Origin of the sequence: Burkholderia sp. AU39826 (genome assembly GCF_020419965.1) — a bacterium.
GTDB classification, from domain to species: Bacteria; Pseudomonadota; Gammaproteobacteria; order Burkholderiales; family Burkholderiaceae; genus Burkholderia; species Burkholderia semiarida.
The window spans coordinates 63,438-78,017 of the sequence record NZ_JAIZQG010000001.1 but is presented as its reverse complement, the minus strand read 5'-3'; the positions used below and the strand labels follow the sequence as shown (position 1 = coordinate 78,017).

13 protein-coding genes are annotated in these 14,580 nt (G+C 68.6%); 2 read left to right on the top strand and 11 right to left on the bottom strand.

The genetic code is table 11. The features are described from left to right. Positions 1 to 32: 32 nt before the first annotated feature. Positions 33 to 644: a LysE family translocator gene (locus LGM42_RS00385; RefSeq protein ID WP_226231259.1), complete on the top strand. Its 612-nt coding sequence runs from the start codon at positions 33 to 35 to the stop codon at positions 642 to 644. Positions 645 to 665: 21 nt separating this feature from the next. Here the strand turns inward: LGM42_RS00385 and LGM42_RS00380 are convergent, their stop codons facing one another. Further along, positions 666 to 1,586: a phosphatidylinositol-specific phospholipase C gene (locus LGM42_RS00380; protein ID WP_155644486.1), complete on the bottom strand. Its 921-nt coding sequence runs from the start codon at positions 1,584 to 1,586 to the stop codon at positions 666 to 668. 6 nt (positions 1,587 to 1,592) lie between these two features. Here LGM42_RS00380 and LGM42_RS00375 point away from each other — a divergent pair, with 6 nt between their 5' ends. Beyond that, a complete protein-coding gene (locus tag LGM42_RS00375; RefSeq protein ID WP_226231258.1) occupies positions 1,593 to 2,615 on the top strand; it encodes a LacI family DNA-binding transcriptional regulator in 1,023 nt (340 codons plus the stop codon). Positions 2,616 to 2,647: 32 nt separating this feature from the next. Here the strand turns inward: LGM42_RS00375 and LGM42_RS00370 are convergent, their stop codons facing one another. From LGM42_RS00370 to LGM42_RS00325, 10 genes are all read right to left on the bottom strand, one after another. After that, positions 2,648 to 3,508, bottom strand: coding sequence for a carbohydrate ABC transporter permease (locus tag LGM42_RS00370; protein WP_060310697.1), 861 nt, complete (start codon positions 3,506 to 3,508; stop codon positions 2,648 to 2,650). Continuing rightward, complete coding sequence (locus tag LGM42_RS00365) at positions 3,505 to 4,374, bottom strand: carbohydrate ABC transporter permease (protein ID WP_226231257.1); 870 nt, start codon at positions 4,372 to 4,374, stop codon at positions 3,505 to 3,507. Before LGM42_RS00365 ends, LGM42_RS00370 begins: the two co-directional genes overlap by 4 nt. A gap of 40 nt (positions 4,375 to 4,414) precedes the next feature. Beyond that, positions 4,415 to 5,659: an ABC transporter substrate-binding protein gene (locus LGM42_RS00360; protein WP_226231256.1), complete on the bottom strand. Its 1,245-nt coding sequence runs from the start codon at positions 5,657 to 5,659 to the stop codon at positions 4,415 to 4,417. A 302-nt stretch (positions 5,660 to 5,961) separates the two neighbouring features. After that, the gene (locus tag LGM42_RS00355; protein WP_226231255.1) at positions 5,962 to 7,170 is read right to left on the bottom strand and encodes a porin; all 1,209 of its coding nucleotides are present in this window, start codon (positions 7,168 to 7,170) and stop codon (positions 5,962 to 5,964) included. Between the two features lie 171 nt (positions 7,171 to 7,341). Then, entirely contained in the window at positions 7,342 to 8,280 is a 939-nt protein-coding gene (locus LGM42_RS00350) for a helix-turn-helix domain-containing protein (RefSeq protein WP_059584816.1), read from the bottom strand. 69 nt (positions 8,281 to 8,349) lie between these two features. Then, positions 8,350 to 8,940 (bottom strand): DUF3156 family protein, encoded by a 591-nt coding sequence (locus tag LGM42_RS00345; protein ID WP_226231254.1) that lies wholly within the window; start codon positions 8,938 to 8,940, stop codon positions 8,350 to 8,352. Further along, a complete protein-coding gene (locus LGM42_RS00340) occupies positions 8,937 to 10,439 on the bottom strand; it encodes an APC family permease (RefSeq protein WP_089465649.1) in 1,503 nt (500 codons plus the stop codon). The genes LGM42_RS00345 and LGM42_RS00340 overlap by 4 nt, the downstream gene beginning before the upstream one ends. A 230-nt stretch (positions 10,440 to 10,669) precedes the next feature. Next, positions 10,670 to 12,010, bottom strand: coding sequence for an aspartate aminotransferase family protein (locus LGM42_RS00335; protein WP_226231253.1), 1,341 nt, complete (start codon positions 12,008 to 12,010; stop codon positions 10,670 to 10,672). 70 nt (positions 12,011 to 12,080) lie between these two features. Beyond that, on the bottom strand, positions 12,081 to 13,583 hold the full coding sequence (locus LGM42_RS00330) for an aldehyde dehydrogenase family protein (protein ID WP_226231252.1): 1,503 nt from the start codon (positions 13,581 to 13,583) through the stop codon (positions 12,081 to 12,083). Between the two features lie 169 nt (positions 13,584 to 13,752). Then, complete coding sequence (locus LGM42_RS00325; protein WP_060310689.1) at positions 13,753 to 14,481, bottom strand: helix-turn-helix transcriptional regulator; 729 nt, start codon at positions 14,479 to 14,481, stop codon at positions 13,753 to 13,755. Positions 14,482 to 14,580 lie beyond the last annotated feature (99 nt).

Sequence of the window (14,580 nt, the reverse complement as noted above, 5' to 3'; positions counted from 1 at the left end):
TCGTTTCGAATGCCCGATCCACGAGGTCCGTCATGACGTTGTCCGCACTCGCCGTCTTCGCCTTTGCCCTGCTCGTCACCGCCGGCACGCCCGGCCCGAGCGTCGCCGCGCTCGTCGCGCGCGTGCTGACCAACGGCGTGCGCGACGTGCTGCCGTTCCTCGCGGCCATGTGGCTCGGCGAAGCGCTGTGGCTCACGCTCGCGGTCGCGGGGCTGTCGGCGTTCGCGCACACGTTCGCGACGGGCCTGATCGTGCTGAAGCTGCTCGGCGTCGCATACCTGCTGTTCCTCTCATGGAAGATGTGGACCGCGCCGACCGGCACGGATACCGACGACCTGCCGCGCGGCCAGTCGCCGTGGCGGATGTTCGTCGCGGGCATGCTGGTCACGCTCGGCAACCCGAAAATCATGTTGTTCTATCTCGCACTGCTGCCGACCATCGTCGACCTCACTCACGTCGGCGTCGCCGCGTGGGCCGAGCTGGTCGGCACGATGTTCGCGGTGTTGATCCTGGCCGACTGCTTCTGGTCGCTGCTCGCGTCGCGTGCACGCGCCTTGCTGACGTCGGCGCGCGCGAAGCGGATCGCGAACCGCACGAGCGCAACCGCAATGGCCGGCGCGGCGGTGGCGATCGCGACGCGGTAGTCCGCGGCGACGCTCCACCCACTAACAGCGAAACGCCTTGCGCCAGGCGCCCCGTTCCGGCATGTAGTCATTGCATTCGATCAGCGCACGCACGAGCGCCCAGTCGTCGTCATCGCAGAAATCGAGCAGCATCGCGCCGTACGGGCCGGGCTGCTCGCGCAAGCGCTCGGCCAGTCGCGCATGAATGCCCTGCACGCGGCCATCGCCGTGTGCGACCACCGACGGATTCGCGCCCATCCCCGTACCGCTGCAGAAACTGATCGCCCAGCGGCCGCTGTCCGGCAGCGGCAGATGCGTCAGCAGCGCATCGATCGCACGCCACTTCCACGCGATCGATGCTGCCACCGGCACGCGATATTCGTCCTGGATCACGAACCCGCCGTCCGGATGATCGATCGTAAACGTCGCGTTGTCAGGCCACGCGGTCAGGTCGATGCCGAGCGGCCGGCCGCTGCGAAAGCGCCGCAACAGCACGACCGCGCCGCGCACGTCGCCGAGCGCAGGCAGCGTGCCGCCGGCATGCCAGCGCAATCGCGGATGCCGCGCGCGATGCGCGTCGAACGTCGCATCGAAACCGCGCGTGCACGCCTGCGCCGGCCACTCGTCCTTCACCGACATCACGATGCATTCGCGCGGATGCGCATCGAGAAAGCGCGTACAGGTGGCCAGCACGTCGTCGAACGTCATGCCGAGCGCGATGCCGCCGTGATGGATGTCGAACGCATCGCGCACGTGCCGGCAGCGGATGTCGAGCAGCCGCACGCCATGCGCGAGCTGCGCATCGAGCGGCGCACGCTGCGTGCGCACCAGCGAATCGTCGACCGTATACGCACAGGTGTCATGGCTGCCCGGTAGGGTCAGCGTATGCAGCGGCCGCGCGTCGTCGAGCGCGGACATCCAGTCGGCAGGCGGCATGCCCGTATCGTGGCGCGAAGGAATCATGAATCGATGAATGACAAGGAAAGAAAACCGTGGGTCACGGCGTCGGATGTCGCGGCGCGGGCCGGCGTCTCGCGCTCGGCAGTGTCGCGCGCGTTCTCGCCGACGGCAAGCATTGCGCCGCAAACGCGCGAGCGCGTGATGGTCGCCGCGCGCGCGCTGGGCTACCAGGTCAACCTGATCGCGCGCGACATGATCACGCAGCGCAGCAGCATGATTGGCGTCGTGACGGCCGGGTTCGAGAACCCGTTCCGCGCGCGGCTGCTGTCGGACCTGATGGCCGCGCTCGGGCAGCGCGCGCTCACGCCGCTCGTGACCAATGCGGAAGATCCGCGCCAGGTCCGGCAATCGCTCGAACAACTGCTCAGCTACCGCATCGCGGGCCTCGTGATGACGTCCGCGTCGCCGCCGCTGTCGGTCGCGCGGCAATATCTCGAACACCGGATTCCGGTCGTGATGATCAACCGCGAGGCGAACTTGCCGGGCGCCGATGTGGTCGTCAGCGACAACGCGGCGGGCGCCGCCCACGCCGCGCAGCGGCTCGTGCGGGCCGGCGCGCGCCGGCTCGCGTTCGTCGGGCCGCGTGGCACGAGCTACAGCGCGCGCTCGCGCGCCGCGGCGTTCGAGCAGGCGCTCGGGCCACGCGACGCGTTCGACGCGACGCTCGTACGCATGCTCGACACGCCGTCCGACACCCATGCCAGCGGGATCGACGCCGCGCGGCACCTGTTCGCGACCGCCGAGCGGCCCGACGGCGTGTTCTGCTCGTCCGACCTGCTCGCGCTCGGCGTGCTCGACGTCGCGCGCCGCGAATTCGGCTTGCGCGTGCCGGACGACCTGTGCGTGATCGGCTTCGACGATATCCCCGCCGCCGAATACGATGCGTATCGGCTGACAACGCTGCGGCAGGACACGCGCGGCCTCGCGCATGCGGCGATCGGCCTGCTCGCCGACCGGATGCAGGCGTTCGACGGCCCGTCGCGCACGCGGGTCGTGCCGGTCACGCCGGTGGTGCGCGACAGCTGCGCATGACGACGTGAGACCGGGCGCGGCCACGCCGCGCGTCACTTCAGCCCACCCGCGAACCCGCGCAACAGGTAGCGCTGCACGTAGCCGGCCACGGCCAGCGTCGGCAGCGAGGCCATCAGCCCCGCGCTCATCAGGTCGCCCCAGTCGATGCCGTTCTCCGTCACATAGCCGGCAATCGCGAGCGGCAGCGTGAAGCGGCTTGGCGTCGACACGAACAGCAGCGCGATCAGGAATTCGTTCCACGCCGCGATGAACACGAAGATCGCCGTCGCGATCAGCCCCGGCGCGCACAGCGGCAGCACGATCTGCACGAGCCGCCGCGCGAGCCCCGCGCCGTCGATGCACGCCGCTTCCTCGTATTCGATCGGGACGTCGCGCACGAACGCGAGCAGCATCCAGATTGCCATCGGCAACGCGTAGATCTGGTACGCGAGCATCAGGCCGAGCGTCGAATCGAGCAGGTGCAGCCGCTTCGCGAGCGCGAACAGCGGCACCGCGATCGTGATCGGCGGCATCAGCTTCAACGCCAGCACGAGCACCAGGAACAGCAGGTCGAGCCGCGCCGGAAACCGCAGCCGCACGAGCGCGTATGCAGCCGGAAACGCGAGCGCCAGCGCGAGTAGCGTCGTGCCGAAGCCGACCAGCAGCGAATTGAACAGCGGCGCGCCGATGCCGTTCGCCCACACCGACGCAAAATGCGCGAAGGTCGGCGCGGCCGGCCAGATCCGCAACGGATGATCGAGACGTTCGAGCGTCGGCATGAAGGCCGCGCCGGCCATCCACAGGCACGGCAGCAGCAACAGCGCGAGCGCGACGGCGCGCAGCGCCCACGGCATCGCGTGACCGAATGCGGCACTCGCTCGTGCGCGCGGGATACCCGTCGATCGCGTCGTCATGCGCGCCGCTTGCGAACCGTCTGCCATACGTACCCCGAGACCAGCAGCGCGGACGCCGCAAGCATCAGCACCGACGCGGCGCTCGCCGGCCCGACGTTGAAGAAGCGGAAGCCCGTGTCGTAGATGTAGGTCGACAGCGTCTGCGTCGCGTTGCCGGGGCCGCCGCCCGTCAGCGCATAGACCTTGTCGAACAGCTTGAACGTGTCGATCGAGCGCAGCAGCAGCGCGAGGCCGATCTGCCGCGCCGCGAGCGGCAGCGTGATGTCGCGCAGGCACTGCCATTCGCTCGCGCCGTCGGTGCGCGCGGCTTCGTACAGCTCCTGCGGGATCGACTGCAGCCCGGCCAGCACGATCAGGAACGCCATCGGCGTCCACTGCCACACGTCGACGAGCGCGAGCGACCACAGCGCGAGATGCGGGTCGGACAGCCAGCGCACGCCTTCGACGCCGAACACGGCGAGCAGCGCGTTCAGGAAGCCGTCGAAGTTCAGCCAGTTGCGCCAGATCGCCGAGCACACGAGCGTGGACAGCATCATCGGCAGGATCGCGAGCGGCAGCGCGATGCGCCGGCCCGGAAACGCGCGCACGAACAGCAGCGCGAGGCCGAAGCCGAGCGCCACTTCGGCCAGCGACGCGGCGATCGTGAAGCGCAGCGTGTTGCCGAAGCCGGCCGTAAATGCGTCGTCGCCGAGCACCGCGCGATAGTTCGCGAGCCCCACGAACGCGCGGCGGCCGGCCGAGTAATCGACCCGGCAGAACGAGTCGATCAGCACCTGCGCGACCGGATACAGCGCGAGCGCGGCGAGCACCAGCAGCGCGGGCCCGAGCAGCGCGACGAACGGCAGGCCGCGGCCGAACGCTTTCATGCGCGACCTCCGGCCGACGGATTGACGTTGACGCGCGCGGTCACTTGCCGGCCGCGGCCGCAGCCGTCGCCTGAGCGATCTTCTGCTGCGCCTGGCGCAGCGCGGCGTCGGGCGCGGCCTGCCCCGTCAGCGCGAGCTGCAACTGGTCGCCGAGAATGCTCTCCACCTGCTGCCAGTCCGTCACGCGCGGCCGCGCACGGCCGGCCTCGAGCGCCTTCAGTTGATCGGGATACCAGCGGTACTGGCGCACCAGCGCCGGATCGTTGAACACGCTGCGGCGGGTCGGCGGAATGCCGATGCCGGCGAGGCGCGTCTGCGTATCGCGCGCGGTCAGGTAGGCGAGGAAGTCCTGCGCGAGCTTCGCGTGCGGCGCGTCCTTCGGAATGCCCATCTGCCAGATGCCGAGCATCGGCGCCGGGCCCGCGGTCTGCCCCGGCGGCGGCAGCAGCGCGATCTGCCCGACCACGCGCGACTGCTTCGGATCGTCGAGGGCCGGCACCCATGCCGGCCATACCTCGATCGACTGCGCGGCCGTGCCGCGCTGCAATGCGTCGCGCACTTCGGCCGCGCCGTACACGTCGACGTCCTTCGGCGCGAACGCCTTCAGCGCGAGGAAAGTCTTCAGCGCGGCCTGCGCTTCGCGGGAATCGATCGTCACGTTGCCGGCCCGGTCGAACACGTCGCCGCCGTACGCCCACAGGATCGGCAGAAAGCCCGTGACGACCGGGTTGCCCTTCGTGCCGCGGAACACGACGCCCGACACGCTCTTGTCCGCGCCGCCGACGGTCTGCGCGATCTTCAGCACGTCGTCCCAGTTGCGCGGCGGTTGCAGCTTGTACTTCGCGAGCAGATCCTTGCGGTACGCGAACATCTCGACGTTGCCGACGATCGGCAGCGCGTACAGCGCGCCCGCCGCGTTGCGGCCGAGCGCGACGGCGGACGGCACGAGATCGGCGTCCGCGAGCGACGCGGGCAGCGGCTTCAGCCAGCCGTTGCCGATGAATTCGGGCGCCCACGTGTCGTCCATCATCACGAGGTCGTACGCGCCGGTGCCTTCGCGCATCGACAGCTTGAGCTTCTGGTACAGGTTCGCGTTCGGCAGCTTGAGCAGCTCGACGTCGGTGCCCGGATGCAGCTTGGTGAAACCGGCGACGGCATCGGCCAGCCCCTTGCCGTAGATGTCGTCGCGGCCTGCGATGACGAGATCGGCGGCCACGGCGTGCGTGGCGGCGAAGGACAGCGCAAGGGCGGCGGACAGCGCGCGCAGGCGGCTCAGCAAGGTCATGAGGTCTCTCTCGATCGGCGTATGGAGCGGAACGGTCATGCGTTGCACACGTGTGCAACGCCGGCGACACGTCGGGTCGCTTGAAGCGTCGCCATTGTTCACGCAGACCGTGAAGGTATTGTGGCAACCCGCAAAGCCGGGCAACCTGACGCCCGCATTCCGTCCAGCCGGGCCCGTTCAGTTAAGCATACGGACAGCTTTTTTCAAGCATCGCTTTCCATCACTCGACCGGCGCAGGACCATACGCGTGGAGGCAGCACGGCGGCACGCGACCGACGTGCCGCCGCCAGCCGCATTCAGCGTCAAAAGTTCACACGAATCCCGGCCATCACCGCCAGTTGCCGGCTCGAATTGCTGTTCGCGAGCACCGGAATCTGCGCATAGTTCGCCGCGTTGCCATCCGCATCGGTGCCGAGCCCCGTGCCGCTCACGATCTGGCCGATCGCGACCGCATACAGCGCGGTGCGCTTCGACAGGCTGTAGTTCGTGCCGACGTTTACCTGGTGGAACCGCGTCGTGCCTCGCCCGTCCGTATGCGCGGCGTTGAAGATGTACGCGACGCCGCCTTGCAGCGCCGGCGTGAACATGTACGTGACGTTCAGCTCGCCGACGTCGAACGTGAACGCCTGCGTGCGCGGCTGCGCGGCGGTCGAGAAATAGCGACTGTCGCCGAGCCGCGTATGCGTATAGGTCAGCGCGAGCGTCGCCGCGCCGAACGTGACCGACCCACCCGCGCCGAACGCACGCATCGAGCCCGCATCCTGCAGCAGGCAGTACATCGCGCCCGGGTTGCTGCACGCGAAATCGCCGATATAGCCGCTCGCGCCGCCGAGCGCCGCGTCGAGCGGCTGATGCAGGTCGAGGTAGCCGACCGAGAAGGCCACCGGCGAGCGCGTGTACGTCGCGGCTACCGCATAGCCACGCTTCGCGGAAAAATCGCCGGCCTGCCCACCGAAGCTGAACGTGCCGCCGAACGTGAGGCCGTTGAAATCGGCGCTGGTGAACTTCACCGCGTTGTTGAAGTTGAACGCGGCATTCAGGTTGTCGACGTCGCCGAGATGCGAGCCGTACGGCGTCGCCCAGTTGTTGCTCGACACGTACGCGCCGAGCATGTCGGTGTACGAGTCGTATTGCCGGCCGAGGCCGAGCGTGCCGATCGAATCCTGGCGCAGCCCGACCCACGCCTGCCGGCTGAACGCGGTGCCGCCCTGCAGCGCCTGCCCGCTCGCGGACAGGAACTGCTGCTCGAGCGTGAACACCGCACTCAGGCCGCCGCCGAGCGGCTCGGCGCCCTGGAAGCCGAAGCGGGACGGCACGAGGTTGCCGCCGCCCATCTGCCATGCATGGCCGCCGCCCGTGCTGCCGTCGGCGCGCGTGAACTGCTGGTTCGTCGAGTAGATGATGCCGGTGTCCACGGTGCCGTACAGCGTCACGCTCCCCGAAGTCTGCGCGTGCGCGTGCAGGCAACCCAGCATGGCCGCGGCTGCGGCCAGTCGTCGTCCGTTCTTCATGTCCCGCCCCTCCGTGATCATCGATACGCAGTGCGAATCGATGGTGTTGTCGATATGGGTGGCAGGACTGTATCCAGCGAAAATTCCGGACCTCTATCCCAAATCAGCAAATGGTGATGAGGACGGGCGACACATGACGATACTCGGCGGCGCGGCCGCGGCGGGAAGGCGTCATTCGGGGCGCAAGGTTTGCGACGGCAGCTCGCCGAACAGGTCGCGATACTCGCGCGCGAAATAGCCGAGATGCGTGAAGCCCCAGCTCGCGGCGGCTTCGCCGACGCCGAGTTGCCGCACCGACGTCGTGCGTAGCAGGCGACGCACCGCATTCAGCCGGATCGTGCGCAGGTAGCCGACCGGCGTGACGTCGGCCACGCGCTGGAAGCTCGTTTGCAGCGTACGACGGCTGCAACGCAGCGCGCGGCAGAGTTCGAGCACGGTGACGGGTTCCTCGGGCCGGTCGCGCAGATGCTTCTCGCAGCGGCTCACGATGTCGCTGTAGGTGGCGTGCGTGATGTCGCGGCGCTCGACGCCGATCCCCTGTTCGAGCGCGTCGAGGAACATGCCGAGCATCGCGTCGCGAAACATCTTGCGGGTGGCCGCGTATTCGAGGCAGCCCGGATTGCGCTGCGCGTCGTCGATCAGCGACGACAGCCGCACGCCGAGCGCGACGCCCTGCGCGTCGGACAGCCGCGTCACGTGCCGCAGCCGGCGCGCGCCGGCCGCGCCGAATTCGGCCTCGCACAGCTCGTCGACCATGTCGGACGCCGCGCTGATCCCGACGAGCCCCATCCCTTCCGGCGTGTGGAACTCGAAATCCTCGCCGGCGCGCAGCGCGAGCAGCGCATAGCCGTCGACCGGCTGGCCCTGGAACGTGCCCGCGAGCGGCACGGACAACGGCACCGCGAGCGACGTGCGCCCGGCCGGCGCGAGCCCGGTTTGCGCGACGCGCCGGTTGGTCGTTTCCCGGAAGAAGTGGAAATCGTCGTACAGCACCTGCGTGACGGTGCCCTTGAAACGGCCCGGCGTCATCTGACGGTACACCTGATGCCAGCCCGCGATCGCGAGCCCGTGATCGTGCACGTCTTCGTGTGAGCGTGACTGGAACAGCATCGGCACCTCCGGTAAAACCCTGATTCCTCGATGCGGCCGCCGGGTTCACGCGGCACGCATCGCCACAGCTTACCCTCGCAAAATCCCGCGCAGTGCGGCTTCGAACGCAAGACAGGCCGCCGACAGCGCGGCGGCCTGCTCGTCGATCAGCCTGACATAGCGGCGAAACGACGGCATCCGGTTCACGACCTCGCTGCCGCCGAACGGCACGATCGCGAGCGTCCAGCGGCCGTCGCGCGCGGCGATCGCGCAGTCGGTCAGGTGCAGCCCACGCAGCGCGTCGGCCAGCGACGGCTCGGCAAGCAGCGCGGCCAGCGTGTCGATGAAGACGGGGTCGCATCCGGGCGCGGGCACGGGCTCGATACCCGTACGGCGCAGCCAGCCGGTCTGCCGCACGCATGCGCTGCCCTGCGCGGCCGGGCCGTCGACGGCGGCCGTCACCGTCACGCTGACCGTATGCATCAGGAACTGGCGCTCGACGCGCTCGTCGATGCCCACGCGCACGCCGTTCGGCAACCGTGCCGAGACGCCACCACCGACCCCGTCTGCATCGCGCACGGCCCGCAGGTCGGCGAGCACGCGCGCGGCGATCGCGCCGGGCCGATGGCCGGGCGGCGGCGCATCGGGCGCCGCACGCCACGGGCCAAGCGCGGCCTTCACGACGCGACGTGCTCGTTGCGCAGCACGTCCTCGACCGGCACCGGCCTGAACGGATGCCGCCGCTGCACGACGAGCGTCCAGAACAGCGCATACAGCGCGGTGAGCCCGAGCATCGCGCCGAACGGCACATAGATGTCGCGCGGGTTCATGCCGGGCGGCGTGATGTACCAGATCGCGAGCACGATGCCGACGCTCGACACGATCTGCGGCAGCGGGAACAGCGGCGAGCGGTACGGGCGCGGCAAGTCAGGCCGGCGGATGCGCAGCATCACGACCGACGCGGTGACGAGCAGGTACGCGGTGCCCCACGCGCAGGTGGCGGCGAGCACGAGGTGGAGGATGCTGTCGAGGTTGCCGTTGATCAGCCACGCATGAACGATCGGCACGATCGCCGACGCGACGATGCCGACCACCGGCGTCTTGAAGCGCGGATGCAGGTACGCGAAGCAGCGCGGCAGCGCGCCGTCGATCGCCATCCCGTACAGGATGCGCGGCAGCCCGGCCATCAGCGTGTTGATCGTCGCGGCGCCCGCGCACAGGAACGCGATGCCGAACCAGATCCGCCCGAACGGCCCGAGCACCTGCAGCGCGAACGCGGGAATCGCGCCCGGCGTGTCGAGCAGATGCGTGAGGCCGTCGGGGCTCACCGGCACGTTCGCGACCTGGCGGCGGATCGCCGCGCCGTACAGGAACATGCAGATCGCGACGCCGACGAGGCCGAGCGCCATCGCGCGCGGAATCGTGCGCCCCGGCGCCTTCATTTCCGGCGCGAGCGGCGTGACGAACTCGCAGCCGACGAACATGAACATTGCCATCCCGACCAGCGACAGCACGGACGGGATCGACGTACCGACTTCCGAGCCGCCGAACCAGCCGTCCAGATGAACGGCCGGCGCGGCCGCGAGCCCGAGAATCCCGAAGATCATCAGCGACAGCCACATGCCGGCCGTCAGCACGATCTCCAGCTTGCTGAACACCTTGATGCCGATAATGTTGGTGATCGCGAACGTGACCACGAGGCCGACGCCGACGAGCCACGAACTATTGTGCTTCTCGAACGCGGCGTTCAGCGATTCGAAGTTCACGAGCGCCATGATGCCGCTCAGGATCGTCTCGGCGGTGCCGGCGAACACGTGCACGAGGAAATACGCGGAAATCGTGCCGGTGATCGCCCAGAAGCGGCCGAGCCCGCACGACAGGTAATCGTAAACCGAGCCGGCCGTCGGCAGCATCGCGGCGGCTTCGGAGAAGGTCGTCGCCTGCGCCTGCATCATCACGAACGCGACGATCATCGCGACCGCGAACGCCCAGCCGCCCATCCCGAAGCCCGACGTCGCGGTAAGAATCACCGGGCTCGCCATGATGAGGCCGACCGCGCTCGCCAGCGCGGTCGGGAAACCGACCGCACCGGCCTTCAATGCGGCGCCGCCGCCTGCTTCAGCCGGCGAGCCGGCGGACGTATCGCCCGCGGCGCCGGTCATTCCCGACCATCCCGACATCGTTGTCTCCTTCGTGGGTTGGCCCGAACCGGCGCTTCGTCAGCGGCCGGGGCCAGATGCTTTGCGGTCGGCCCCGGGCGGTGCGTCAGCGCGTCGATGCCCGGGGCCCCTGTCGATCACGGCGTGATCCGATGTCGAAAAAATACGCAGGCAAAATAATCCGGTCATAGCGCAAATCGGCAAACCCGCGATGGCGTTTACCCGCCGCCGCGGGTTGGCCGGTCACGCCGTCATGCGAACGGCACGGCCTCGAAGCCGGCCGCGAGCGCGTCGACGATCCGGTCGAGCTGTTCGCGCTGGATCACGAGCGGCGGCGACAGGATGATCTTCGTGCCGACCGGGCGCACCAGCACGCCGTTCTCGCGCGCGACTTCCGCGACCGCGTTCGCGTAGCCGGACAGCGGATCGATCGGCTCGCGCGTGTCCTTGTTCGCGACGAGGTCGAGCGCGAGCATCAGCCCCTTGCCGCGCACCTCGCCGACCGCCGCGAAGCGTTCCGCGAACGGCCGCAGCGCTTCGAGCAGATACGCGCCCTGCTTCGCCGCATTCGCCGGCAGATCCTCCTTCACGACGATGTCGAGGCTCGCGATCGCGGCCGCGCATGCGACTGGGTGGCCGGCGTACGTGTAGCCGTGCATGATCGCCCCGCCGAAATCGGCGTTCGCGGTGAACGCGTCCTCGATCCGCGCGTTCACGACCGTCGCGCCGAGCGGCACGTAGCCCGACGAAATCCCCTTCGCGAGACACATGATGTCCGGGCGCACGCCCCATCCGCGGCTGCCGAACATACTGCCGCTGCGGCCGAAGCCCGTCACGACTTCGTCGGCGATCAGCAGCACGCCGTAGCGGTCGCACACCTCGCGCACGAGCGGCCAGTAGTTGGCCGGCGGCACGATCACGCCGCCCGCGCCCTGGATCGGCTCCGCGATGAACGCGGCGACGGTGTCCGGGCTCTGAAACTCGATCTCGCGCGCCAGCATTTCCGCGCAGATCCGGCCGAGTTCCTCCGGGTCCTGCGTAAACGGATTGCGGTACAGCCACGGCGTCTCGACGTGGAAGCAGCCGGGCAAATTCGGCTCGTAGTTGCGGCGGAACACCGTGTTGCCGTTCACCGACGCGCCACCGAAATGCGTGCCGTGATAACCCTGCTTCAGCGAGATGAACTTCGTGCGATCGGCCTGGCCGCGCACCTTCCAGTACTGGCGCGCGATCTTCAGCGCGGTCTCGATCGAATCGGAGCCGCCCGAGCTGTACAGCACGCGGCGCATCCCTTCCGGTTCGAGCATGTCGATCACCTTCTTCGACAGCTCCTCGGCGCGCGGATGCGAGATGCCGTCGAACAGCTGGAAGTATTCGAGCTCGTCGAGCTGGCGCACGATCGCGTCCTTCACTTCCTGGCGGTTGTGGCCGACGTTTACGTTCCACAGGCCCGCGACGCCGTCAACGAGCTGCTTGCCGGTTTCGTCAAACACGTAGCAGCCGTCGCCGCGCACGATGCGGATCGGCTTGCGCTGTTTCATGTCGTTCGGGTGCAGCATCGGGTGCCAGAACTTCGCTTCGTTGTAGCTCATTGCAGTCTCCACTTTCGGATCGGTTGTTGCGGTTTTTGCGGTTCTTGCGGTGGTCGGATCGGCCCGCGCGTCAGTGCGCGATGCACACGGATTTGGTTTCGGTGAAGCCTTCGATCGCGTACTGCCCGAATTCGCGGCCGATGCCCGATTGCTTGTAGCCGCCGAACGGCATCGACGGATCGAGCGGGATATGGCAGTTCACCCACACGGTGCCAGCCTCGATCCGCGGAATGAGGTTCATCACGCGTTTCAGGTCGTTGCTCCAGATGCTCGCGGCAAGGCCGTACGGCGACGCGTTCGCGAGCCGCACCGCGTCGGCCGCGTCGTCGAATGGCACGACGACGATCACCGGGCCGAATACCTCGTCGCGCACGATCGCGCTGTCCGGATGCGGATCGGCTATCACGGCCGGCTTCACGTAATAGCCGGGCAGATCGTCGGCCGGCGTGCCGCCCGCGAGGAACGTGAGGCCCGCGCGGCGCGCGCCTTCGATGTGCTCGACCACCTTGTCGCGATGGTGCGCGGACACGAGCGGGTTGATCTGCGCGGTGGTGTCGAGCCCCGCGCCGAGCTTCATCGACTGCGCGACACCGGCGAGGCCATCGGCGAGCTGCGCGAACTTGCTGCGATGCACATAGATGCGCGACGCGGCCGCGCACACCTGCCCCTGGTTGAAGAACGCGCCGGCGGCGACGCCATCGAGCGCCTGCGCGACGTCGACGTCGTCGAGCATCACGATCGGGTTCTTGCCGCCGAGCTCCAGCGAGAAGCGCGTCATGTTCTGCACGGCCGCCGCGCCGACCAGCTTGCCGGTCGCGGTCGAGCCGGTGAACGAGATCTTCGCGATCGACGGGTGGCTCGCGAGCGCCGCGCCGCAAACGCGCCCACCCGTGACGACGTTGAACACGCCGGGCGGCACGCCGGCTTCGCGTGCGAGCTCGGCCAAGCGCAGCGCGGTGAGCGGCGTTTCCGGCGACGGCTTCAGCACGATCGTGCAGCCGGCCGCGAGCGCGGGAATCAGTTTCCACACCGCGATCATCAGCGGGAAATTCCACGGCACGATCGCGGCGACCACGCCGACCGGCTCCTTGCGCGTATAGGCCGTATAGCGCGCGCCGGGCGGGAACGGAATCGACACGTCGAGCGTCTGGCCGGTGATCTTGGTCGCCCAGCCGGCCATGTAGCGCACATATTCGACGCTCGCGCCGACCTCGATCGCGCGCGACACGTGAATCGACTTGCCCTGGTTCAGCGTTTCGAGCTGCGCGAGCGTTTCGGCGTCGGCTTCGATCAGGTCCGCGAGTTTCAGCAGGATGCGTTCGCGGTCGGCCGGCCGCAGCCCGCTCCAGATGCGCGCGTCGAACGCGTGTTTCGCGCTGGTGACGGCACGGTCGACGTCATTTGCGTCGGCGTCCGCGACCGTGGCCAGCCGCTCGCCCGTGGCCGGGTTGTACACGTCGAGCCGTGCCGCCGCATGCGCGGGCTGCATGGCGCCGTCGATGAAGTGGCCGAAATCGCGCGCGACGAAGGTGCGCACGGTGTCGCTGACGGCGACGAAGTTCGTGTTGCTCATGGGCGTCTCGTTGATTGTCGTGGCTGGACCGCGTGCCGGTGAGGCACGCGGGCGTCGGACCACTGTATCGACGAGGAATCACGGCGGGTGAGCGCAAATTGGCAGCGCGTCATCGGCAAGACGATCGCGCATCGAATTGCACGATCTCGCGGGCCGGCCGGCAGCGCGATTACAGGAACAATGCGCCGACCAGCTCCGTGCGATTCGACACGCCGAGCTTGCGGTACATGCGCATCAGGTGGGTCTTGATCGTCGGTTGCGCGAGCGCGAGATCGCGCGCGATCTCCTTGTTCGAGCGGCCGTCGCGCACGAGCCGTGCGATCTGCTCCTCGCGGTAGGTCAGCCGTTCCTCGCAACCGATCCGGTGGATTCCGCGCCGTGCACGCAGCAGCGGGCTCAGCGCCGCTTCGGCGACGGGTTGCAGCCGCGCGAGCGCGTCGATCTCGCCGGGTGCGAACCGTCCTGCCGTGCCGTTGCCGTTCGCATCGCCCATGCCGAAGCGCAGCAGCGAGAACGCGCCGACCGTGCGGCCCGCGTCGCGCAGCCAGATCTCGACGACGTCGGCCACGTCGTGCCGCCGCAGAAACCGGGTCCAGTACGCGGACGCGGCGCGTCTTTCGTCAGGCAGTTGGGATGCGAGCGTGACGACCGCGCATTCGCCCGCCGCGCAGCGCGACGGATGCAGCGGATCGAGCATCCGGTAGCGGGCGACATAGGTGCGATGCATCGATTCCGGCATCCCGAACAGCTCGAAATCGGCCGGCTCGCCGCTGTGGTCGAGCCGGTAGAACACGATCGCCGACGGGCTCGCGAATGCGTCGAACGCGTCCACGCACGCGCGCAGCGTGCGTCGCCAGTCGGCGGCGTCGTGGTCGGCGGAAACGAATGAGGTCGGCATCGGGAATCGGCTGGCGGATGGACGACAACAGAATGTCGAAGTCCGGGCCAGCCTACCGGCGCCGAAAAGCGCCGGTGAGCACAAATCGGCAAATCGTCC

Bases quoted from the DNA above. Each gene is read 5' to 3' on its own strand.
- LGM42_RS00355 (WP_226231255.1), bottom strand. From the start codon at position 7,170: ATGAAGAACGGACGACGACTGGCCGCAGCCGCGGCCATGCTGGGTTGC.
- LGM42_RS00325 (WP_060310689.1), bottom strand. From the start codon at position 14,481: ATGCCGACCTCATTCGTTTCCGCCGACCACGACGCCGCCGACTGGCGA.
- LGM42_RS00385 (WP_226231259.1), top strand. From the start codon at position 33: ATGACGTTGTCCGCACTCGCCGTCTTCGCCTTTGCCCTGCTCGTCACC.
- LGM42_RS00350 (WP_059584816.1), bottom strand. From the start codon at position 8,280: ATGCTGTTCCAGTCACGCTCACACGAAGACGTGCACGATCACGGGCTC.
- LGM42_RS00340 (WP_089465649.1), bottom strand. From the start codon at position 10,439: ATGTCGGGATGGTCGGGAATGACCGGCGCCGCGGGCGATACGTCCGCC.
- LGM42_RS00330 (WP_226231252.1), bottom strand. From the start codon at position 13,583: ATGAGCAACACGAACTTCGTCGCCGTCAGCGACACCGTGCGCACCTTC.
- LGM42_RS00360 (WP_226231256.1), bottom strand. From the start codon at position 5,659: ATGACCTTGCTGAGCCGCCTGCGCGCGCTGTCCGCCGCCCTTGCGCTG.
- LGM42_RS00370 (WP_060310697.1), bottom strand. From the start codon at position 3,508: ATGACGACGCGATCGACGGGTATCCCGCGCGCACGAGCGAGTGCCGCA.
- LGM42_RS00335 (WP_226231253.1), bottom strand. From the start codon at position 12,010: ATGAGCTACAACGAAGCGAAGTTCTGGCACCCGATGCTGCACCCGAAC.
- LGM42_RS00375 (WP_226231258.1), top strand. From the start codon at position 1,593: ATGAATGACAAGGAAAGAAAACCGTGGGTCACGGCGTCGGATGTCGCG.
- LGM42_RS00365 (WP_226231257.1), bottom strand. From the start codon at position 4,374: ATGAAAGCGTTCGGCCGCGGCCTGCCGTTCGTCGCGCTGCTCGGGCCC.
- LGM42_RS00380 (WP_155644486.1), bottom strand. From the start codon at position 1,586: ATGATTCCTTCGCGCCACGATACGGGCATGCCGCCTGCCGACTGGATG.